We start from the raw sequence: 24742 nt of genomic DNA, 5'->3' as shown, positions 1-24742 counted from the left end.
TTGGGATTGATATTACTTAGTAACTAAACCACTAAGCTCACTCATCAATACTGACAGCGTTGAGAGACCGATTTGACCATCTTCATCACTACTGTGCAGATCATCTAGCTTTTGCATTTCTGTTGTCACTGCTGCAAGCTGATCAACGTGTCTGGCTCGCCACTCACTAAAGGCTTGCTTGGCATCTGGTTTTGAGAGTACCGCATCCATCAATAGACGCAAGCTGCGTGACAGCTCGTTCACTAGGGCGTGACGTGCACGGCGATCCCAGTAGTCTTGCTGTGGTAAATTGGCAATATTATCCATCATCCAATCTAGCTGCAGCACTTGATACGCTTCAAAGTATAATGTGGCAATTTCATCAACAGGACGCTCGTATTGCTCAGCCAATAACGCCGCATCTAGGGCATCGACATGGTATGGCAGCATCGCAAATAAGGTAGCGTCATTATCAGACAGATCTTTTTGCATCAAACGAGTGGTATCTTCTTGTAGATACTGTGCAAACTGTTGCTCGATAAAGCCACTTGGCTTAGTCAGTTTTTCAACACTGTCACTAAAGCGGCCAATCATATCAGCGACTTGTAGGTTTTGACCAAAGGCGTTGATAAACCAGACCACACCGCGCTCAAGCGAATCACGTAGACGTAATTCAAGGTTGAGTAGTAGCTCAGCATCGACCTGATTGTCTAACGCTTCAAGCGCTTTCCATGCGCGTGATACATTGAATACATCACGGCTAATTGCGTAACCACGTACGATGGTCGCCAACGACTGATCCGTTTCTTCAAATAGACGGAACAGCGCTTCGATACCTAAGCGGTTGACCACACTGTTGGTCAAATACGTACTAATGATTTCGCGATGCAAGCGATGCTTGGTCATCTCATCAAAGAAGCGTGACGCGAGCTCATCTGGGAAGTACTTACGTAACTCATTGATGAAATACGGCTCATCTGGCAAATCAGATAACAATAGATTGTCATAGACCCACATTTTACCATAGGCTAAGACCACAGCCAATTCAGGATTGGTCAGACCTGTATCTGCTTTTTGACGCTTTGCAATCTCTTCATCTGATGGCAGATACTCAATTGCACGATCCAGACGACCTTCACTTTCCAGCATTTGAATAAAACGCTGATGATCACTTAGGTTAGCCGCTGCGCGAATATGGCTCAGCTCGATCGCTTGTGGTTGCAGATAGTTTTGACGCAGTACCAATTCAGCTACGGTATCCGTCATGCTCTCAAGCAACTCATTACGCTGCTTAAGCGTCATATCGCCTTGCTCAACCACTTTACCCAGTAGGATTTTGATATTGACTTCATGATCCGAGCAGTTGACGCCGCCTGAATTATCAATCGCATCAGTGTAAATGCGGCCACCCGTTTGAGCGTATTCGATACGGCCTTGTTGCGTCAGACCTAGGTTACCACCTTCCCCAACGACAGCAGCACGCAGCTCATTACCATTGATACGTAGCGCATCGTTCGCGCGATCACCAACGTCAGCATGCGTCTCGTTGGCGCTCTTAACATACGTACCGATACCACCATTCCAGACCAAATCAACCGGCGCTCGTAGTAAGGCGCTGATCAAATCATTAGGAGCCAGGCTGTCAGCTTGGATATCAAACAGCGATTTCATCTCTGGGCTGATGGCGATGGTCTTGTCTTGACGAGAGAATATACCGCCGCCTTGGCTGATGAGTGATGCTTCATAATCCGCCCACGATGAGCGTGGCAATTCAAACAAGCGCGCGCGTTCAGCATAAGAGGCTGCCGTGTCTGGATTAGGATCAATAAAGATATGCAAGTGGTTAAAGGCCGCAACCAGTTTAGTACGAGTCGAGAGCAGCATACCGTTACCGAATACATCTCCACTCATGTCACCGATACCGACAACCGTAAAGTCATCACGGTTTTGGATGTCCATGCCTTGCATACGGAAGTGACGTTTGACAGATTCCCAGCCACCGCGTGCCGTGATACCCATTGCTTTATGGTCATAGCCTACTGAACCACCTGAGGCAAAGGCATCATCGAGCCAGAAGTTGTATTCTGCAGCTAAGGCATTTGCAATATCCGAGAACGTAGCCGTGCCTTTATCTGCCGCGACCACCAAGTAAGGATCATCTTCGTCATGTCTGACGGTGTTGGCTGGCGGGACGATAGTGCCATCGACGATGTTGTCTGTGACATCAAGCATACCACGCAAGAATGTCTGATAGCAGGCAATGCCTTCCGCTTGGAACGCTTCGCGACCGTCAGCCATGCTTTTGGTTTTGACGATGAAACCACCTTTAGAACCAACAGGCACGATTACCGCATTTTTGACCATCTGTGCTTTGACAAGGCCCAGTACTTCGGTACGGAAATCTTCCATACGATCTGACCAACGCAGACCACCACGAGCGACTTTTCCGCCACGTAGATGCACGGCCTCAACGCGTGGTGAGTAGACAAATATCTCAAACATCGGTTTTGGTTTTGGCAAGTTTGGAATGTCTGCTGCCAAGAATTTAAACGACAAGCGATCTTTACGCTGACCATTTTCATCTGTTTGATAAAAGTTGGTACGCACCATCGCATTGATCAAATCCAAGTACCAGCGCAAGATACGATCTTCATCTAAGCTATCGACATCAGCGAGTGCTGCCGTGATTTGCGCTTGGATTTGAGTGGTTTTTGCTTGACGATCGTCTTCGCTATACTTAGGATTCATGCGTGCATCAAATAGACTGCCTAGTGCCACACTGATATCACTGTTTTTGACCACAGTTTGCTGGATATAGGCACCAGAGAATGGCGCGCGTGCTTGTAGCATATAGCGAGACAGTGCACGTAGTACCACCACATCATACGTATCTAGCTTGGTGGTCAGTACGAGCTCATTGAATGAATCACTCTCAACGCGTCCTGCCCAAATTTGCTTGAGGCTGTCTTCAAACTGACCACGTACCACTTGCATGTTGACGGTATCGACATGCTCTAGTGTCAGCTCATACTCTTGCATCCAGATAGGCTGCTCTGGCAGATCAAATTCATAAGTCTGTGCTGAGATAACCGAGACACCAAAGTTTTCAAGTATTGGCAGTACTTTTGACAAGATAACAGGCTGCTCGCGACCATATAGCTTTAGATGTAGCTGATTGCTGGCATCGCCTGTTGACTGATACAAGTGCCAAAGCATTGGCTGCTCTGCAGTCAATCCAGCCAGACGCTTGGTATCTTCGACAGCGGTACGCGCATCGAAACGCTCTTGGTAAGCGGCAGGAATGTAATCTAAGAATCGACGATTTAAGGCATTGGCTTCTTGCTCGCCCACATTGTCGAGTAGCATTTTTTGATAATTATCATCCCATGACTGCATGAGTGCTGACAACTTGGCTTCAAGTGTTGCGATATTGACGTCATTCACTTGACCTGGCACAGTACGGACATGGACATGGACGCGAGCATGAGCAGATTCGTTGAACTCAGTAGTGAATCCTGATGAGGCACCGTTATAAGCGTCTTTTAGGACGTTTTGTACCTTGATACGCAGCTCAGTGTTGAACTTGTCACGCGGGATATAGACCAAGCACGACACAAAACGCTGATAATGATCGATACGGCTAAATAAGCGTAAGCTCTTTTTGTCTTGTAGCTGTGTGATACCTGAGACAATGGGGTATAACTCTTCCACGCTGGCTTGAAACAAGTCATCGCGCGGTAACGTATTGATCACATGCATCATTTTATGATGGGCATGGCCGTCACGTGGCAAGTCTGCCATCGCCATGATTTTATTGGCTTTTTCGCGCAATAATGGTATTTGCTGTACTGTCAGTTGATACGCTTGTGAAGTCAATAAACCAATAAAGCGATACTCACCGATCAAATTACCTTGATCATCGAATTTATGAATACCCAAAAAGTCCATATAGACCGAGCGATGTATTGGTGATACACGGCTTGATTTAGACAGCATCAGTACTCTTGGCTCAGTTAAAAGCTGCTTTAACTCTTTAGGCAACTGACTGAAACTCTCTGAGAGCTTGTCTTCTTCAGAGCCGCGTAATAGACCAAGACCACTATTGCCAATGGCAAATAGATCCAAATCACTTGGTTCATTACTGACTGCAATTGCTTGACCACCTTCTAAGCGGTACTCACGATAGCCTAAAAATATGAAATGATCATCTAAGATCCAATCTAAAAACGCTTGGATTTCTTGTTGTGAGTAAAACACTTCTGGCAATGGCTTGGTAGAAAGCTCAGTTTTGATGTCATTTAACTGTGCACGCATCTGTTTCCAGTCGCCCACAACGGTATCAAGCGTGTCGATTTTAGACAGCAGCATGTTTTGTAGCGCATTCAAATCTGCGTTATCTTGATAGGCGATTTCGCAATGAATCAATGACAAATGCGAGGTCGCGCTTTCGTGTGCGCCTTCGACATACGTAATCTGACCATCATCGTCACGCTTAACACTGATGATAATGTTATAAGTGCGATGAACGTCGATACCTTCAGCTTCAAGGCTCATCAAAATCGTATCGACCAAAAACGGTCTGTCATAGGCAACGATTTGAATGACCGTGTGCGAGCTATGAAAATGCTGCTCTTCTGCGAGAGGGTTCAATACCGTCAGCTGCGGTTTGCTGCAATCGTATTTTTTTAGCAGCGTGAAATGATGTAGCGCCATACCTGCTAAGTCAGCATTACTAATAGACTCAGCCGTTTCTTGGTGCAGAGGCTGATAATAGCTATGAATGAAGTGATCAAATAAGGATTTGTCTTTTTGTACATAGCCGGTAGCAATATCGCTTATCTGGCTAATGCGCTCTTTTGCGATACTGAGGGAGTTTGGCATGTCCTGCGTCCTTTTTATAGGTTTGGTTTATCAATTATTTATGGGTTTTCATCAATTTGTATTGGCTACTGATACCGCATATTTATCTTTGATTTATGTGGCGGTGGCAGTATATCCATTTATGCGACTTATTTCTTTGATTACGTCTAAAGATTTCTCCTTTTTTCTTATTTTTGTGAATAAATAGCCATTAGGATTCAATACCATCAATATAGTGAAGTGTAACGCAACTGCGGCGTGAGCTAAAGCGTACAACATCATTTCATGAATCAGCAACAATTCAATAACCTTTGCTCATGAGACAATGAGGGTTAAAGCAGTAATGTGGATGATTCGTGGCTGGCAGGTGGATACTCATAGTAATCTAGGGTGTTTTTTTGTTAGAATATGGCGGTATATTTAAGAGCGTACGATTCGCTCATTATTAACTTTAATGCTAAGGGCAAAAAGCATGATGAATATTTTGGTAATTGGCTCAGGTGGTCGCGAACACGCATTGGCATGGCAGTGTGCAAAAGACGATAATGTAAAAAATGTCTATATCGCTCCTGGTAACGCAGGCTCTGCCCTTGAGCCAAAATGCCAAAACGTTATCCTAACGTCTGCTGAGACAGATGCGAGTGAACACAGCGCTGTCATCGCATTTTGCCAAAACAACGACATCGAGATGGTCATCGTGGGGCCGGAAGCACCTTTGGTCACTGGTATCGTCGATGCTTGCCGTGATGCTGGTATTAAAGCGTGGGGCCCTACAGCATACTGTGCCCAGTTAGAAGGCTCTAAAACCTTTGCCAAAGAATTCATGGAACAGAACAACATTCCAACAGCCGCTTATCAAGGGTTCACAGAAGCAAACGCTGCCAAAGCCTATGTCGATGAGCAAGGCGCACCCATCGTCATCAAAGCGGACGGACTGGCGGCTGGTAAAGGCGTGATCGTCGCCGAAACCATTGAGCAAGCGCATGAAGCAATCGATGACATGTTGGCCGACAATAAATTCGGCGATGCGGGCAGCCGTGTGGTCATTGAGCAGTTTTTGCAGGGCGAGGAAGCCAGCTTTATTTGTATGGTTGATGGTGACAATATTTTGCCAATGGCAACCAGCCAAGATCACAAACGTGCTTTTGAAGGAGATACAGGGCCAAACACTGGCGGCATGGGTGCCTACTCTCCTGCCCCTGTGGTCACACAAGATGTCCATAATAAGGTTATGGCTCAAGTGATTCAGCCTGTGGTGGATGCCATGAATAATGCAGGTCACCCTTATACAGGATTCTTATATGCAGGCTTGATGATTGACGAAGCAGGCGATCCTTACGTGATCGAATTTAACTGCCGCTTTGGTGATCCAGAAACACAGCCTATCTTAATGCGTCTGCAGTCATCAATGGCAGATTTGGTGGCTCAAGGACTGGCTGGTCAATTGCCTAGCGAAGCCAAATGGGATGAACGCCCTGCGCTAGGTATCGTCGTTGCGTCAAAAGGCTATCCTGAAACGTCATCGAAAGGCGATGTTATTACAGGCTTGCCAAAGCTAGACGCTAGCAACGACAATGCTGTCAAAGTTTTTCATGCTGGTACAGCATTCTCTGATAATGCAGCCGCGGACAATGAAAAAGAAGTAATAACGAACGGTGGCCGTGTATTATGTGTGACAGCAATGGGAGACAATATCTCTGAAGCTCAGCAAGCAGCGCTCGCAGTCACTGGTGCTATTAGTTTTGATGGTGCACAGTATCGACGTGATATCGGTCATCACGCGATTGCTCGCGAAAATGTTTAGTCAAAGATTACTCATCTGACCATAAACTCTGTATTTGATGAGGGTACTATTTTTTAAGCCCGTATCTTTTAAACCTATAGTCAAAGAAGTCTAAAATGGATACAAGGCAGCCGGCTGCAGATTGTACAAGTAGTACATCTAGGGAGAATAACGCCGTAGCCGTTTAGCAGTTCTCTGACTATATCTAACTTTTTATACCTTATTGAGCTGATTATTAGACCTAGCATAATGCTAGGTCTAATTTTTTATATTGAAATATGAATATAAGCTGTCGCAGTTTCAGCATTGATCTATACATTGTCAGTAGTTGTTGGCAAATTTACGCATCCAATAATTATGAAAGTTATAAGGTATGTAGTCGAGTTCTCACTTATATTTTTTCTTAAGCGGCAGCCTGCGTTATAGCTTACAAAGTCACTATCAACGACTGACCTATGCTCGTAAACCCAGTACCTTTTATATGATACAATTTTGTACCCGTGCATCACATCTCCCTTGTATTGTAGGTTTCAAACCCGCAAATCAATACCAACTGGATGAATGATTATATTTATGGCAAATGATACGTCTAAAAAATTCAGCAACAAGCAATCAATCGATAACTTAAAAACCTCAGGGTTTGATCGTCGAATGTCGATTGCCAAAACTTCCCTAAATATTGGTCGTCGTTGGGCGGGTAATAGTGTGTCTGGCATGTTTTTGAATAAAGAAGCTCGAACAGCGCGTAATCAAGCATTCATGGAAGCACAGGCCAATTATCTTGCAGCAGAACTGGGTAAGTTAAAAGGCTCAGTGGTCAAGATCGGCCAAATGCTGGCCATATATGGTGAGCATATTTTACCGCCAGAGATTACACGGGCGTTGCAAACACTCAATGATGACACGGCAACACTGACATGGCCGACCATTGAAAAAACGCTGCGCCAACTGTTGGGTAACACGATGAACGAGCTCGACATCGACCCCGTTCCTATCGGCACAGCCTCTCTTGCTCAAGTCCATCGTGCTACTGTACTTGCAACCGGTGAACAAGTTGTTCTAAAGATTCAGTATCCAGGTGTGGCAGATGCCATCAACTCTGATCTTGCTCTATTTAAGCAGTTATTGAGAGTCAGTAATATCGTCCCTCAAACGCGTGCGCTCGATGCATGGTTTGAAGAAATACGAGACTTACTCCATCATGAAGTCGATTACGAAGCAGAAGCCTCCACAACCGAACGATTTTACGAGCGTTTGAGTGGCGATTCGCGTTATATTGTTCCTAAAGTCAACCGAACTTATTCAAAAAAACGTCTGCTGTGCATGTCCTATGAGCCAGGTATCACTGTGGTCTCTGAGGCACTACAGTTTTTGTCACATGAGCGTCGTAACGCGATTGGGCAAGCGGCTATCGAAATTATGATGCAAGAAGTGTTTGTATGGGGTGAGATGCAGACCGATCCCAATTTTGGTAACTACCTTGTTCGAGTTAGCGAAAATGAAGACGATATCGACAAGTTGGTTTTGCTGGATTTTGGTGCCGTGCGCCAGTTTGATGGCAACTTATTGACGATTGCTCGCGGTTTATTAAGAGCAGGATATCGTCACGATCATAAAGCGATGACACTTGCGATGACAGGATATGACTTTTTTGACAGCATGAGTGATAAAGTGCGCTCTGATATCGCCTCATTATTCTTATTAGCGACTGAGCCCTTTAGTGATCCTGCACAAAATGATGATATTCCCAGGGAGTGTCTCGATGATCAAAATCGTTATATCTGGGCAAACAGCAAACTGCACTCACGCCTATCTACTAAAGCCACTCGCGCAATGCAATCTTTCGAGTTTAATCTACCACCGAAAGAGTTTATGTTTATTAGCCGTAAGTTTATCGGCGCTTATACTCTTTTGACGGTGTTAGATTCTTACACCAACTCCAATAATCTAGTTAAGCCTTATTTGTAAGCTTAAATAATGCACATTTTTGGCCGTCCTTTCGTGACGGCTTTTTATTTTAACTGTATTTAATTGCTTAGGCTATTTTATAATTAAAACCTATATTTAGTGAAAAGCAACATCGATATATCAGATACAACTGGTAGATTCTACTTAGGCTATTTTTTGATATCCGGCGTAATAGGCTGCCAATGATCAAATCTGGTTTTATACCATTTTGGTTTTCGGATACTAAGCTCCCAACACACCTCTTGCCTTGCTAAGTACTTTACTTCAAAGTGAGTGCGTTGGCTGTCTTTCGGAACTCGGTAACGAATACTTGGTAAGCACCATACCTTGGTTGCTTGACGCTCTGCATCATTCATATACGCCTCTATATTGGTGACCAGTATCACCTCTCCATCTACTTGTAAGCGTGACAATAAAAACTCAAAAAAAGGCATGTTTAACCATTGCTGATTGGGGTTATGCTGTTCAGGATTGGGATAAAGAATAAATATTTTGGCCACACTGTTAGGTTTGATAGCGTGTACAATCCAAGCAATCGCGTCAGCATGGATCGCATCTAAGTTGCGTAGTTGTTGTGAGGTAGCCAATTTTGAAAAGGCCTCAAACTTGTTACGTGTGCGCTCTATCGCTATCAAATGCTTATCAGGATTCTGTAAAGCAAAGCTGAGTGCATGCTTGCCCTTCCCTGCCCCAATCTCTAATATTAATGGTGTTTCATCTTCAGTATCAGCGATTGTTTTTGGTATGATAAAATCTCGCGGTGCGCTGAGCTTTTGTGGTTGAAAGGCACGCTCTTGCTGATGCGTAAGCTCAATGTTTTCAGTCATTCGTTATCCTTAAAGCATTTGTCTTTTGTCATTATTCGGCCCCATGCTATTATATAGCCTATCTGATTGAATAGTAATATAACGACAGCAACTACGTGTCAATCCATCGTCATTTAGGTGATAATCTATAGAATTTATCGTCTGTGATATGCGAATGATACTATCGTTAACCCTATATAAAAGAAGCATAGAAAAATTGAATAACAGCGCTATAAATAGCAAATGAATTAATCAGTAGCCTGAGCAAAACTGACTTATTTTATTTTTATAACCTTGACCAAATAATAACTCTAAGGACGTATCCTACTTTATTATGACTGACTCTAGCCCACAAAAATCTCCCAAAACCTATCCTTGCCCGCGATGCAGTACTCAAACCACATGGCAGGACAATAAATACAAACCCTTTTGTAGTAGTCGCTGCAAGCTCATAGATTTAGGTGCTTGGGCAAATGAAGACTACACATTACCTGCAGAGACCACGCCTTTCTCCGACGAGCTATAACTCATACCTTCTATACCATTTCTCATACCAAGGATGCCTTACATGTCTGCTACTTACCTGATGCCTACTTATAACCGTCAACCAATCAGCTTTACACGTGGTTCAGGCAGCTGGCTCTATACCAAAGATGACACTCCTTACTTAGACGCACTCACTGGTATTGCAGTGTGCGGACTGGGTCATTGCCACCCACAAGTGACTGAGGCCATTCAACAGCAAGCTGCCACACTTATTCATACCAGTAATCTGTTTGGTATTGACTGGCAAGAGCGTGCAGGCGAAGCACTATGTACAGCAGCCCAAATGGACAGCGTGTTTTTTGCCAATAGCGGTGCAGAAGCAAACGAGGCCGCATTGAAGCTGGCAAGACTGTACGCACATAAGCAAGGCTTTAAACGTCCCAAAGTCATCGTCATGGAACAGTCATTTCATGGCCGTACATTGCTGTCCTTATCAGCCACTGCCAATCCAAAGGCGCGCGAAGGGTTTTATACTTTAGATGATGATTTCATTCGAGTAGCTTTTGGTGATATTGGTGCTGTTAAGCAAGCCGCTTTGGATCATGACGATATTTGTGCTATTTTTGTCGAACCTATTCAAGGTGAAGGTGGTCTCAATACTGCGGCCAATGGCTTTACTTACTTAGAGGAGCTACAAGCAGAGTGCGATGCTCATAACTGGCTATTTATGCTTGATGAAGTACAAACTGGTAATGGCCGTACTGGTAAATACTTCGCTTACCAGCACAGCAAGGCTCGCCCTGATGTATTGACGACGGCCAAAGGCTTGGGCAATGGCTTTCCGGTAGGAGCCTGTATGGTACGTGGCCGTGCCAATGGTTTGTTTGGTGCTGGCAGTCATGGCTCCACTTATGGTGGTACGCCACTTGCTAGTCGTGTGGTGCATAGTGTGTATGATGTACTGACTAATAGTGACATTATGGATAACGCGGTCATTGAAGGATCATTTATCCGAGAAAGCATGGTCGATACACTTGGACAGCATGGCGTCAGTAGTCGCGGTGCAGGCATGATGATCGGTATCGTCTTGCCTGAAGATATGGACTGTAGCCAACTAGTAGATCGTGCACGTGATGAACAAAATATGATCATCAACGTTACTGGTAGCCATGTGATACGCTTACTACCGCCACTTAATATGAGCCGAGATGAGAGCACACAGGTTGTCGAGCGCTTGACAGCTTTGTTAAAGGCCTCATTTTAGACCATAACCTAGTAATCATCGTAGAATAGATATCAAAAAAGCCTATCAATCATTAGTGATCGATAGGCTTTTTGCTAAGTGCAACTTAGAAAGTATTGATTGTATTAAATATTTGATCATTATAGAAATAATCATAATGACTATAGCTATTCATAAGCATCTAACTTCTAGTTATGACGCTTATCATGACTAATCTTATAGCTAATTCAAATATATCTATAGTCAAAGAAATCTAAAATTAATTCAAGGCAGTCGACTGCAGATTGTGCAAGTAGTACATCTAGGGAGACTAACAACGTAGCAGTTTAGTCGCTCTATAACTATACACCGTCACTACATTGCCCTAACTTGCATGAAAGTATTTTTTCAGCACTTCTAGACAGCGAGTTATCTTAGCAGGCTGTTGGTCACGATTTAAAGTGACCGCATATAGTACAAAGCTTGGTAACTGATAACCAGGCAATACCTCTATCAACTCGCCTCTTTCTAGCTCTTTTTTGATATCCATCTCTAGCATTCTGACTAGACCATGGCCTTCTTTGGCCAATGTCGTCGCCATAAAAACATTATTAGTATAAATACGTGAGTTCATTTTTATACGGGTTTTTTTGCCTGTTCCTGTCTGAATCATATCCACTTGATTGGCTTCTTTCATGATTTCAATAGAGATCAATTGATGATTAGCCAAGTCTTTAGGCGTGTTTAGTTTTTCATGTTGACGTAGGTACTGCGGGGACGCAACGAGCAACTGACGCACATCTGTTAGCGGATGACTACTCAAGCTAGAATTATTCGCCGTTGGGCTCATACGAATGGCGATATCAATACGCTCTTCAATCATGTCAACATAATGATTGTCTGCTAGATAAGTAACGCTTAGGTCATCATGCGCCGCCATCCAAGTAGAGAGCGCTGGTAGTATATGATTGACACCCAGCTCAGGCGTGGTAGACACTCGTAAGCTACCTGCTAGCTCATCGCGTAACTGGTTGACTTTAATACGACCTTGCTCCGCCGCACTGACCACATCTTTAGCGGCTTCATAAAAGCTCTCACCCGCTTCTGTTAAGCTCAACTTACGAGTTGAGCGATGCAGTAGCACAACGCCCAGCTCGTTTTCTAGAGAACGAATCTGCTGACTGACTGCACTGGTGGTAATACCAAGCTCACGAGCTGAGCCACTAAACGAGCCATGTCCGACCACACTGGCAAACACAGCCATACCGCGTAAATTATCTAACATATTCTCACCTAAACGTCATTTCAGTTTTTAATATAACTTAACCATTATAACGACTTCCGATTGCTCTTATCGTTACTAAATATTTCTCTCTTAATCGAGAAAACCCTTTGACTCATAATAAAAACAAAAAATATCAAGGCGATAGAGTGATATCGTCTTGATATTTTATATAAAACCATACTGAGTCTATATGTGTATTTTTAAATGAATTTGAGCATTAGTTTGTACTAAGCTTAATATTAGTGATGACGCTTAATACAATTGTACTTTTCCCATTTTCCCTTCACCACGGTCAGTCAGATACTGCATGACAGCGGTATCAAGGAGCTTGGCTTCGGCAACAGATTTGGCTTGTGCTAAACGTGTCTGCTGACGACGCTCAGGAGTTTTGTCCTCAGTTTGCATGATACTGCTATCTATTTTTAAATCAATATCAGCTTGTGTAAACTGCTGTTGCAGCTTGGCAGCCAACTGCTGAAACGTAATTTGCAAATGCTTGCTGTCCACACTGGTCAAAAATACTGCCTTACCATTGCATTGACCGGTCATCGTACCTTGACGTGCTAGCGCCAATTCATCCTGTGCCAGAACCTCGTTTTCACGAGCTGTCTGTAACCAGTAATCCCATTTTTCTGGGTTCCACTCGCCTGTTAACTCTTGTGGAGGACAGCGTAGTAACGTGCGCGGATCCTCATCAGATCGTACAGATAACTGAGAATCATTTGCGCTAGGCTCAACAACAAGTTCAGGCTCAACAACAAGTTCAGGCTCAACAACAAGTTCAGGCTCAACAACAAGTTCAGGCTCAACAACAAGTTCAGGCTCAACAACAAGTTCAGGCTCAACAACAAGTTCAGGCTCAACAACAAGTTCAGGCTCAACAACAAGTTCAGGCTCAACAACAAGTTCAGGCTCAACAACAAGTTCAGGCTCAACAACAGGCTCAGAGCTTGCATGAGTCACTGACGGTGCTAAGTCATAAACTTGGTCACTGCTACTATTTGCGTCAAAGTCATTATTATCATAAATGTTACTCTGCAGCTCATCATGACTAGGTGTCTGGTAATCAACATCATAATGCTGTATCGGCGCTGACGCTTCATGTGTAATCGTATTTGCAGGTGGTATCGAAACAGTCGACTCTATGACTGGCGTTTCTGTAGCAGAGACCCTACTATCATCCGTATAATTCAACATTTGATCGACAGGCAGTGGACGGAAGGCCAGTAGACGTAATATACACATCTCAAGTGCTTGCATCGGTGTACTAGCAAGCTTGACGCCTTCACGTGCTTGCACAACGATTTCATAATACAGCTGTAATACATCAGGACTGATATGCTGCGCAAGTATATTGATATTTTGTGCTTGCGCTTCATTCACGTTCAAAGCGACTTCAGGCAACAACTGGGTCAGTGCCAATTGATGAAGTAATTCAGCGAGTCCATCGAACATACTGGTCGCATCTACCATTTGCGCACGCATTTGCTCAATATGAGCTGCGACAGCAGACTTATCATGGTTATAGATATCAGTAATCAAACTGACCAAGTCAGCCGCATCGATCAGACCGAGCATCGCATTGACAGTGGCATCGTCCAATGCTCCTTGACCAAAAGCAATGGCCTGATCGGTCAAAGACAAAGCATCACGTACTGAACCTTTGGCTGCACTCGCCAATTGCCAAAGCGCAGGCTGCGTATAGCCAACTTGCTCTTGGGTCAAGATATTTGCCAAATGCTCACTCAGCAATGTCTGCGGTAGCGGACGTAGCACAAACTGCAAACAACGAGAGATAATAGTGATAGGCAATTTCTGTGGATCAGTGGTCGCGAGCAAAAACTTTACGTGCTCAGGTGGCTCTTCTAACGTCTTGAGGAGTGCGTTAAAGCTGTGAGTCGACAGCATATGCACTTCATCAATAAGATAAACCTTATAGCGACCCTGACTTGGTGCGTATGGGACATTGTCTAACAACTCGCGAGTGTCTTCAACCTTGGTACGTGAGGCAGCATCAATCTCAATAAGATCAATAAACCGCCCTTGATCAATGGCCACACAATTATCACATACACCGCAAGGCGTACTGGTAATACCTGTATCACAGTTTAAGCACTTAGATAAGATACGCGCAATCGTCGTCTTACCCACTCCGCGAGTTCCAGTAAACAGATACGCATGATGCAAGCGGTTATAATCAATCGCATTAATCAACGCTTGCGAGACATGCGTCTGCCCAATCAACTCATGAAAGTTTTTGGGTCGATATTTGCGAGCTAAAACTTGATATTGCTGCGTCATAGTAAATGCCAATGTAAATAATACAGGTAATGTAAATAGTACAAATAGAGACAGGGTATTAGGCCGTGCCCTATATTAAGTATAGATTATCTAGGGCATGTCCTCAATTTAATCGATAGTCATCTAAATAGGTTAAAAATGGTTAAATCTTGCCAAACGGCGTCAAATAGCTGACTAATATCTCGATATTAGTCAGCTATTTTCCTTGTTTGACTACAGTTTATCTCATTTTTATCACCATTTTTAAAATGAGGACACGCCCTAGTCAGTTCAATATACTTTGAATATGAAAAGGCGAGTAAAGGTCTAAAAAATCGTAACGGGTTTAGCAAAGCGATGACATCAATGGATATCAAGAGAACCTAATACTCTCTTTGGTAGGTATGACATCGGATTAACTATAGCTGAGCTTTGAGCTGAGCCAGTCGTTCGTGTAAGCGCTTGGTATTTACATCAATAAATGCGCCTTTTTGATGGAAAATATCCAAGTACACCTCAGTATTTACACTGTCTTCACAAGGCCTGAACTCTACACCAATCAAAAACAGTTCATCCATTACGGGCGTTTGCATTTGCGCATTGAGATCTGATAATAAGTCTTGGTGAGACAGACGAACATTCTCTGCACTCAACGAGCTGCTCTCATTCTGAGCATAGAATACCATAAGGTATTGACGTCCAAAAATATGATAAGAGTGCGCATGACTAGTATAACCATCCCAGCGCGATTCTTGGTCAGCCTTTCTGTATGCCAATATTTTTTCTACCAGACAAGCATAGGTATACATTGACTCATCTGCCAAAATATCGACAGACTCAGGGGACAGGGGCTGTCCCGCTTTGCGATAACGCTTGAGCAAGCTATTGAATAGCTGATACCACATGCGAGTATTTTTCTGAATCTCTACCATTAATGCATTGGCAAATTCTATCTGATTGGGTTCTACTGCTCGAAGTAAGTGTGGCTCGATTTGATCGATTAGCTCAGCATCAACCAACTGCTCTTGAACTTTGATCGCTCTTTGGTGAAAATTGGGAGCTCGTAAAAATTGTGTCAGGAGTGTCGATTCATTTTTAAAAGATACAAAGTTCGTTAACTGACCACGGTGAAAATCTAAAAACGTCGTCAGATCACTTGGTGTCACTAACTGACTGAGTATAGTGACGAAGTTTCGATGACTAAATATCTGCAAGACACTCAGCTCATCATCCAAGTCTAGAACACAGTCTTCAGCGAAGAACTGACTACCATATTCACAATCAACCGCATAAGAGGATGAGCCCAGTTCCTCGTCTGGATCTTCAAAAGACAGTGACGTCAAACCAACAAAATAAACCGCTTTATCCCCTGTCGATGTCTTACCCTCTACCATCGACTGGTTATTTTTCAGATAAAGCTGAGTGTGATGTTTGATTAATGTATTAACCGCCTTTTTTTTCCACTCACGAACTTTGGCACTATCGACCTCTTGCTTGTTCGCTTGCATCATCACATCATTGACGATCAAGTAAATAATAGCGCTAGAACACTCAAACACGAAATCATAACCCTGAAACTTTTCAGGGTCAGATGTTAATCTATCGTCAGGCAATTCATACAAGGATAAAGAAAATTGTTGAATCATCTGTCGCCATAATGAAAGCGGTGCTTGCTGAGTATCCATAACATTCCTATAAATGAGGTCTCATAAAAAAGCTTAAACCTATTCTATTTCAATAAGTAAAAGCTCTCTTATATCCAATTCACTATCAATGTGGATTTATGGCTAGCAAACCCACTCTAACTATCGTTTTTGCGGCGCATATGCGGGAACAAGATCACATCACGAATACTGGCAGAGTCGGTAAATAGCATTACTAGACGATCGATACCAATACCCTCACCGGCTGTCGGCGGTAGACCATAAGACAATGCTTCGATATACTCTTCATCAAAGTGCATCGCCTCATCATCGCCTGCATCTTTTTCGGCAACCTGACCACGGAAACGCTCAGCCTGATCCGCTGGATCGTTAAGCTCACTAAAGCCATTGGCCAACTCGCGACCACCAACGAACAGCTCAAAACGATCAGTAATCTCAGGATTTTCATCACTACGGCGTGCTAATGGTGATGTCTCAGCTGGATACTCAGTAATAAACGTTGGTTGACGCAGTTGATGCTCAGCCGTTTCTTCAAAGATGATGGTTTGTAGTTTACCCACGCCAAACACATCTTTGACTTGTTGCTTAAGTGTCGTTGATGCATATTCTGCTAGATATTCACGATCATTGATATGTGCCATATCGAAGTTTTCAGCATATTTTGCAATCGCATCAGACATCGACAGACGAGCAAATGGCGCTTTCAAACTGATGGCTTCTTCTTGATAGGTCAGCTCTGTGGTGCCCAGTACATCGGTTGCAAGCTGGTTAAACAAACGCTCAGTCAAATCCATCAAATCATGATAATCAGCATAAGCCTGATAAAATTCAATCATAGTAAATTCAGGGTTATGACGGGTTGAGACACCTTCGTTACGGAAACTACGGTTGATCTCAAATACTCGCTCAAACCCGCCAACTACCAAGCGTTTAAGATAAAGCTCAGGTGCGATACGTAGATATAATGGCATGTCTAACGCATTGTGATGCGTCTCAAACGGACGGGCTACTGCACCACCTGGAATCGGATGCATCATTGGCGTTTCAACTTCCATAAAACGCTCATTTAGCATAAATTGACGAATGCCGCTGACGATCTGACTACGAACCATAAAGGTATCACGAGTCGTCTCATTGGTCATCAAATCAAGATGACGGTTACGATAGCGCGCTTCGACATCTGACAAACCATGAAATTTGTTTGGCATTGGGCGTAGTGACTTGGTCAAGAGGCTAATCTCTTCGATATGTACATACAGATCACCTTTGCCTGAGCGACCGATATAACCAGATACCCCAACGATATCACCCAAATCTAGTGATTTGATACCGGCGCGTGTCTCTTCATCGAGCTCTTTACGCGCCACATACAGCTGGATACGGCCTGTCATGTCTTGGATGACAATGAATGAGCCACGGTTGAGCATGACACGCCCTGCCACATTGACCTGTGTCTTTTCGCCATTTTCCGCTTTTTCTTCAATTTCTTGTTTCGATATACCATCAAAAGCCGCTTGCAAGTCTTGCGCATAATCAGTGCGTTTGAACGTGTTTGGGTACGGCTGTTTACCAGAAGCCGTGATGTCGTCTAGCTTGGCTTGTAGCTGTGCAATCAGCTCGTTAGCATCTTCTACCACTGGGGTTTGTTCTTGGTTCTGATTATTGTGCTTTGACATAACACTCTCAATATTATTAGGTAATTAAATGGATAAACGAAAACAGAAAAATTAAATCAACCTGTAGAGCGTATTGAACAATCAACACGCCCTGCCTTTATAAAAACATCATGATAAAAAACGAAATAACGCTATACTGCACATAGAATTGGCTATTGCTCTCCGCCGCCAATACTGGCCATCAAGTCAGCCTGATGCTCACGTAACAATGAATCAAGAATCTCATTCAAGTCGCCTTCCATAATAGAATCAAGCTTGTATAAGGTCAGGTTGATACGGTGATCGGTCATACGGCCTTGCGGAAAGTTATAGGTGCGAATACGCTCACTGCGATCGCCACTACCGATTAAGTCGCGGCGCATCGAATCAGCAACATCGACTTGTGCTTGCACCTTAACCTGCTGAATGCGTGAAATGAGCATTTTCATCGCTTGTGCGCGGTTTTTGTGTTGGCTGCGCTCTTGTTGACACTCTGCGACTGTGCCTGTTGGAATGTGCGTTAAACGCACAGCTGAGTCAGTGGTGTTAACATGCTGACCACCAGCCCCGCTTGAGCGGAACGTATCAAAACGGATATCAGCTGGGTTGAGCTCGACGGTATCATCAATCTCAACTTCAGGCATGACTGCAACGGTACAAGCTGAGGTATGCACACGGCCTTGGCTTTCGGTTTCAGGAACACGCTGCACACGGTGCACGCCTGATTCAAACTTTAGGCGACCATAGACGCTGTTGCCTGAGACGCGAGTGATGATTTCTTTATACCCGCCATGCTCGCCTTCGCTTGCAGACAGCACGTCCAATGTCCAGCCTTGGCTCTGCGCGTATTTTTGGTACATGCGGAACAAGTCACCAGAGAAAATCGCTGCCTCATCGCCGCCTGTCCCAGCACGAATCTCTAGGAATGCTGGTACTTTATCATTTGGATCTTTTGGTAGCATCATAAGATTGAGTGCTTCTTCCATCTGAGCGATGGTATCACGGGCGCTATCAATCTCATCGATCATCATCTCTTTCATGTCAGGATCTGTGGCATCAGCTAGCATCGTCTCTGCATCGGCCTGATCCGTTTCTGCACCCACGTAATTTTGCCATAACGTCGTGATTTCCATCAAGTCGCTGTGCTCAACAGACAATTCACGGAACTTGTTATTATCACTGATGACACTAGGATCTGACAATAAAGCGGTGACCTCTTCATAACGGTCTACCATCTGGTCTAAACGCAGGCGTAAGGATTCTTTCATAAAAGGACTTTTAATTGGATAAGAGGAGTAAGCCCGTGATTATAGCAAATTTTTGGGGGTAAATTAAAACCTCTCAGCATTCTTGTCGATATTCTCAGCAATCTTGTTGTTATCTTCTCAAACATCTCTGTCTATATCTAGATATCTCGACTCAATTTCAATAGCAAAAACGACGGACAAAAAAATAGCTAAGAATATTCTTAGCTATTTTTTTATCTATGAGGGGCATTTATTCAAAATACTAGACTTTGCGAACCAGTACCGACCCAATAGAGTACCCTGCACCAAACGAGCAAATAACACCCAAATCACCTGATGACAGGTCATCTTTGTGGCGATGGAATACAATCATAGGACTTGCTGAGCTGGTATTGGCAAATTCAGCGATGACACTTGGGACAATGGCTTTGTCCGCTTCTTTACCAATGACGGTACGTAAAATTAAATCGAGCATATTGGCATTTGCTTGATGCAACCACATCATTTTGACATCAGACGTTGCTATGTCATTTTCTTGCAAATGCTCGGTGATAATCTCTGACACTTTCGGACAGACTTCACGGAAAACTTTACGACCGTTTTGGAGAAAAAGCTTATCAGTGACTGGTGCTTTGATATCTGGATACATCTCAGTCTGAGCCGCTAGATACTCTGAGCGATCCATAAAGCCATATTCGTTTTTGATGTTGGTCGAAAACTGTGTAAATAGCTTAGAGTTCAGAATCTCGTAGCCTTTTGGCGTGTCGAGATCTTCAACGATAGACGCGGTCGCTACATCACCAAAGATGAAGTGGCTGTCACGGTTACGCCAGTTAAGATGCGCTGAGGTAATCTCAACGTTGACCACAGCGATACGCTTGGCCAGACCTGAGACGATAGAACCATGGGCTTGTGACAGACCAAAAGTTGCCGCACTACATGCAACGTTCATGTCATAAGCAAAGCCGCCGATCATACCAATCTCGTTTTGGATCTCGATGGCAACGGCAGGATAGGTACGCTGAAAGTTTGAGCAAGCCAGAATAATACCATCTAAATCATTGGCCTCAAGTCCTGCATCAGCCAATGCGTCTCTAAGCGCTGCTGCGCCCATCTCAGCCATGACTGACAGCTCTTCACCTAGATTACGGTACGCAATAACGGGTGCCATGATTTCAGTGTTTAAGATACCGTCTTTTTCCATCACGTAGCGTGATTTGATGCCTGATACTTTTTCGATAAACGCAGCCGATGAAGGCTCAAGCGCGGTAACCGTCTCTGCGGCTATCTCTTCGGCATGTTCAGTATTATAGTTTTCAACATACTGGTTAAATGATTCAACCAACTCTTCGTTACTGATGCTGTAAGGCGGAATATACAGGCCAGTGCCCGTGATACAAGTCGTCATGATAAGCTTCCTTGTCTACTACTGTGGTGCTTGGAATAAGCATAAATGTGGAAATAATAGCCATTCAATTTCAGTGAATAACTGTAAACTTAAAATCAGTGTGTTTATTATGCCTGAATATTATAATTTTTCTAATACTTTGTTACAAATAACCTGTTTGTTGCCATAAATAAGCAAAGACTGACCGCATTTTTCGGTAGCTACGTTATAATTGGCATCATTTTATTCTGTATTATTCGTCGAACTATCTTAATTATTCAGAACATTGATACACGCTCATACTTAGGAATGCTAATGGCAGAACTTCTCAACTGGTTATTTGGTCAATATGCTGACTACTCTACGATATTCATCGTCCTTGAATTGATTGCTGTTGTCTTCGGTGTGACCAGTGTCTTACTCGCCAGCAAAACCAATATTCTAGTCTTCCCTATCGGACTGGTCAGCACTGCTATATTTGTGTATCTACTATGGAAGTGGCAGCTGTTTGGCGATATGTTTATCAATGCTTACTATACCGTGATGAGCTTGTATGGCTGGATTAACTGGTCAAAGAATAAGAAAAACCAGTCTGTTGAGCATGGGCAATCAGATACCAATAACGTCCGTATTGAGCATTTACATGCAAACGACATCCCTATCCTCTCTGCTTTGGCAGCAGGAACGGTAGCTTTTGTAGGATTGGTTTATTATTTCCGTCCAATGATTAATAATGGCTTTAGCCTCGACGGTGCGGTACTTGGACTCCATTTATTTACTTGGGTCGATTATACTGACATGCTCACTACCGCTTTATTTTTGATGGCAATGTGGCTCATGGCACGGCGTAAAATCGAGCATTGGATACTCTGGATTATCGCTGATGCGATATCGGTACCGCTATACTTTTATAAAGGTTTTACTTTTACCGCGCTACAATATGTAGTCTTCACTCTTATCGCAATCTGGGCATACTATGAATGGCAACGACGCTACCGTATACAACCTCGAGCAGCATACGCCTAAATCTGTCATCAACGTCGCGGTCTTAGGTGCAGAAAGTACGGGTAAGACAACATTATGCCGTGATTTGGCAGCTCATTTTAAGAGTTCTTGGGTGTCAGAATATATGCGCACCTACTTACAAGCAAAGTGGGATGACGAGCGCCTGACTTGTACATGGGAGGATCTGCTCCCTATCGCACAGGGGCAAATTACACTAGAAAATACCCTAGCCAAACAGGTCGCTCAGACGTCTGATGCCAGTCATTATTTGTTTTGCGATACCAGTCTGTTTGAACTGATGGTCTATTCCTATTGGTATTATGGCGATTGTCCTAGTGCCCTTGAGCAAGCAGCGTTGGCCCATCACTATGATTTGATACTATTGACTGATGTTGATACACCTTGGGTGGCTGATGACCTTCGAGACAGTCCGCACCAACGTGATGAGATAAGTGCTTATTTTGCCAGTCAATTAAGCAAGCATCAAAAACCATTTCAGCGTATTGGTGGCGATAGAAAAGAACGCGTTAAGCAAGTAGTAGCGCAGCTCGCTGATATAGCCACATCAGGGCTAAAGTGGCTATATCTATAAACTTACTCATATTTATGTCTTTAAATTTTTTTTGTCTTTAAGACTTTCGTGTCTTTAAAAATTAAGAGATACCCATGCTAAAGAAGCTTGAGCTTTACTTAGAAAAAACCATATTTAATAGCCGCTGGATACTGGCGCCTTTTTATCTAGGGTTAGTATTAGGCATTATTTTATTATTTATTAAGTTTGTCCAAAAACTATGGTATATGTTTGCTGACATTCTCACGGCCTCAGAGGCCAGTGTGATTGTAGACATATTGGTATTGGTTGATATCTCTCTGGTTGCCAGTTTATTGCTTATCATTATATTCAGTGGCTATGAGATTTTTGTCTCAAAAATCGATACTGGCACCCATGATGATCGACCTAGCTGGATGGGCAAGGTAGACTTTTCTGGCCTAAAGCTCAAAGTCATCGGAGCGATCGTCGCTATCTCAGCGATTGACCTGCTAAAGTCCTTTATGGATATCTCCAGTGGAATGAGTGAGCTCGATGCTGACAAGCTCATGTGGAAGGTTATTATTCACATGACCTTTGTGTTGTCTGGATTGTTATTCGCTATCATGGATAAAGTCGTTGGCGATACAAAAAAGCATTAATACTCAAAAAATACTTATCCAAAAATATTAATACTCATGCTTTCACAGTTTTTTCATATTTCCTGCACATTTTCTATTCACGCCCTCTCTATGATGTCTTTTAAAGCCATAGTCTGCTATCTCGGCAGCTATGGATTAGAGACACTTAGGAGGCGACAACATGCAAAAAACATTATTGACTAAGTTAACCATCATTGTAGGACTATGTATTATCTTTTCGATTGGACTCAATATGATTGGCTCTATCATATATGAGAGGCAAAACTACGCAGCGTCAGTAATAAAAGAAATCACCCAGCAGCATGTCAATCCACAAGAAGTTATCACCCCATTTATCGCCATTCCTACAACAGTCACACCAGCCTGCCAGTCAGATGCATCTGATACACCAAACATAAAGCGCAAATGTGAACCGTCATACTCGAAGATTGAGACGATTTTTGCCTCTCAGACGCAAGCTGTACAAGACCTAAAAGTAAACACAGACACTTATAAACGCGGTATCTATAGCGCGACTAGCTATGATGGTCAGCTGACATTCGATCAGAGTTATACGTTTGCAGAGACTTTAGAAAATTTAGATCAGATTGGCACTACAATTGACAATGATGCAGATTCAGTCAGTACCTCTCCTAATGCAGATAACACGCAACTGGCCAAAACCATTACCCACTGGAATAAAGCAAAACTTATTATTCCTGTATCTGATTTACGCGGTGTCGCTACCCTACCTACCGTCACAATCAATCAAAAATCGATTAAAGCAAACTATCCGCAGATACCAATGATAGAAAACTTAACCTATGTTGAAGTAGATATTCCTAAAGACGTATTGAGTCAATTGATCAATCCTACTAGCCAGCAGAATAAAGAACCTCTTGTGACCACAGGCTCAAAGGATACAAATTTAGATAAATCAGGGGTAAGTAGCCAGTTACCTAACCCTAAAGGCAATCAAGCACTCAATATTGTGATCGACTTGCCTTTAGCTGGCATTAGCGATTTAACGACTGTACCAACTGGGCAGAACTTTACTCTGTCAATGCACAGTGATTGGCAGACACCAAATTTCATCGGTAAAGCATTACCAAATACCAAGAGCATTACCGCTGAAGGATTTGATGCCAGTTGGCAAAATCAGTATTTGACCGTCGCCAATAACCAATACCTCTCTCAGTGCATCAGCGCACCTAACCATCACTGTACTATCATGAGTGAATCAATGCTCAATACCGATTTTGAGTCATCGAGAGGTCAGACGGCAGACAGCGCGACAGTGGCTGGCAGCAATCAAAGTGTTCTGCTGAACAGCTTTGGCGTTAGTTTTGCGAGCCCTAACGATGTCTATCTACAAACTGAACGAACCATGAAGTACGCCTTGTTATTAATGTTGGTATCGTTTGGCACTTTCTTTTTATTTGAAGTGCTCAAATCAAGTCGCATCCATCCTATTCAGTATCTGCTCGTCGGCTGCGCACTATTTGTCTTTTATGTCTTATTACTACCACTTGCAGAACAAATCGCATTTTGGCAAGCCTATATGGTAGCAGCCAGTGCTTGTGTCGGGCTTATTGGCTGGTATAGCTACTATGTATTTGGCGGTTTCAAACGGGCTTTAATCTTTACCGCGACACTTGCTGGACTATATGCTGCATTTTTTGGGATTTTAAGTACAGAAGATCTCAATCTATTACTGGGTGCAATATTCTGCTTTGTAATACTTGCCTGCGTGATGGTGATGACTCGCAAACTTGACTGGTATAAAGTTACCTAAATAAAGTCATATAAATTATGCAAGCCACTTAACCCATATTATTTATGAAACCAGTCAGACAAACTGTCAATAAATGAGAGATGTTTATCTGATAATTTAAAAAAAGCACTTGGCCGCCTTAGCTTATCAACTGAGCTAAGGCAGCCAAGT

At 43.3% G+C, this 24742-nt stretch carries 16 protein-coding genes; 8 read left to right on the top strand and 8 right to left on the bottom strand.

What is annotated here, in order from left to right:
* Positions 1-12: 12 nt before the first annotated feature.
* Complete coding sequence (locus tag I6E86_RS07770; RefSeq protein WP_197176714.1) at positions 13-4860, bottom strand: NAD-glutamate dehydrogenase; 4848 nt, start codon at positions 4858-4860, stop codon at positions 13-15.
* A gap of 454 nt (positions 4861-5314) precedes the next feature.
* Between I6E86_RS07770 and purD the strand changes: the two genes are divergently transcribed.
* Together purD and I6E86_RS07760 are read left to right on the top strand one after the other, a co-directional pair.
* The gene (gene purD / locus I6E86_RS07765) at positions 5315-6643 is read left to right on the top strand and encodes a phosphoribosylamine--glycine ligase (RefSeq protein ID WP_197177175.1); all 1329 of its coding nucleotides are present in this window, start codon (positions 5315-5317) and stop codon (positions 6641-6643) included.
* Between the two features lie 552 nt (positions 6644-7195).
* Positions 7196-8590: an ABC1 kinase family protein gene (locus I6E86_RS07760; protein WP_197176712.1), complete on the top strand. Its 1395-nt coding sequence runs from the start codon at positions 7196-7198 to the stop codon at positions 8588-8590.
* A gap of 149 nt (positions 8591-8739) precedes the next feature.
* Here I6E86_RS07760 and I6E86_RS07755 read toward each other — a convergent pair whose 3' ends face one another.
* A complete protein-coding gene (locus I6E86_RS07755; RefSeq protein ID WP_197176710.1) occupies positions 8740-9417 on the bottom strand; it encodes a DUF938 domain-containing protein in 678 nt (225 codons plus the stop codon).
* 313 nt (positions 9418-9730) lie between these two features.
* Between I6E86_RS07755 and I6E86_RS07750 the strand changes: the two genes are divergently transcribed.
* Together I6E86_RS07750 and I6E86_RS07745 are read left to right on the top strand one after the other, a co-directional pair.
* Positions 9731-9922 carry a DNA gyrase inhibitor YacG gene (locus I6E86_RS07750; protein ID WP_194364344.1) on the top strand — a complete coding sequence of 64 codons (192 nt, stop codon included), beginning with the start codon at positions 9731-9733 and terminating at the stop codon, positions 9920-9922.
* 42 nt (positions 9923-9964) lie between these two features.
* Complete coding sequence (locus I6E86_RS07745; protein ID WP_197176709.1) at positions 9965-11146, top strand: aspartate aminotransferase family protein; 1182 nt, start codon at positions 9965-9967, stop codon at positions 11144-11146.
* Between the two features lie 343 nt (positions 11147-11489).
* Here the strand turns inward: I6E86_RS07745 and I6E86_RS07740 are convergent, their stop codons facing one another.
* The 6 genes from I6E86_RS07740 to I6E86_RS07715 all read right to left on the bottom strand — a co-directional run bounded on the left by I6E86_RS07740 (position 11490) and on the right by I6E86_RS07715 (position 20643).
* On the bottom strand, positions 11490-12389 hold the full coding sequence (locus tag I6E86_RS07740) for a LysR family transcriptional regulator (protein ID WP_194364342.1): 900 nt from the start codon (positions 12387-12389) through the stop codon (positions 11490-11492).
* Positions 12390-12641: 252 nt separating this feature from the next.
* A complete protein-coding gene (dnaX, locus tag I6E86_RS07735) occupies positions 12642-14690 on the bottom strand; it encodes a DNA polymerase III subunit gamma/tau (protein ID WP_197176708.1) in 2049 nt (682 codons plus the stop codon).
* Positions 14691-15088: 398 nt separating this feature from the next.
* Positions 15089-16354 carry a hypothetical protein gene (locus tag I6E86_RS07730; RefSeq protein ID WP_197176707.1) on the bottom strand — a complete coding sequence of 422 codons (1266 nt, stop codon included), beginning with the start codon at positions 16352-16354 and terminating at the stop codon, positions 15089-15091.
* Positions 16355-16470: 116 nt separating this feature from the next.
* Complete coding sequence (gene lysS, locus I6E86_RS07725; protein ID WP_197176706.1) at positions 16471-18009, bottom strand: lysine--tRNA ligase; 1539 nt, start codon at positions 18007-18009, stop codon at positions 16471-16473.
* A gap of 152 nt (positions 18010-18161) precedes the next feature.
* Positions 18162-19256, bottom strand: coding sequence for a peptide chain release factor 1 (gene prfA / locus I6E86_RS07720; RefSeq protein WP_194364338.1), 1095 nt, complete (start codon positions 19254-19256; stop codon positions 18162-18164).
* A gap of 241 nt (positions 19257-19497) precedes the next feature.
* Complete coding sequence (locus I6E86_RS07715) at positions 19498-20643, bottom strand: beta-ketoacyl-ACP synthase III (RefSeq protein WP_194364337.1); 1146 nt, start codon at positions 20641-20643, stop codon at positions 19498-19500.
* Positions 20644-20937: 294 nt separating this feature from the next.
* Between I6E86_RS07715 and pnuC the strand changes: the two genes are divergently transcribed.
* From pnuC to creD, 4 genes are all read left to right on the top strand, one after another.
* Positions 20938-21648: a nicotinamide riboside transporter PnuC gene (gene pnuC, locus I6E86_RS07710; protein ID WP_197176705.1), complete on the top strand. Its 711-nt coding sequence runs from the start codon at positions 20938-20940 to the stop codon at positions 21646-21648.
* Complete coding sequence (locus tag I6E86_RS07705; RefSeq protein WP_197176704.1) at positions 21599-22219, top strand: AAA family ATPase; 621 nt, start codon at positions 21599-21601, stop codon at positions 22217-22219. Before pnuC ends, I6E86_RS07705 begins: the two co-directional genes overlap by 50 nt.
* Before the next feature lie 74 nt (positions 22220-22293).
* Entirely contained in the window at positions 22294-22818 is a 525-nt protein-coding gene (locus I6E86_RS07700; RefSeq protein ID WP_194364334.1) for a TIGR00645 family protein, read from the top strand.
* 160 nt (positions 22819-22978) lie between these two features.
* A complete protein-coding gene (creD, locus tag I6E86_RS07695; RefSeq protein ID WP_197176703.1) occupies positions 22979-24592 on the top strand; it encodes a cell envelope integrity protein CreD in 1614 nt (537 codons plus the stop codon).
* Positions 24593-24742 lie beyond the last annotated feature (150 nt).

The organism is Psychrobacter sp. SWN149 (genome assembly GCF_015864565.1).
Lineage (GTDB): Bacteria > Pseudomonadota > Gammaproteobacteria > Pseudomonadales > Moraxellaceae > Psychrobacter.
This window is presented reverse-complemented; position numbering and strand designations above follow the sequence as displayed.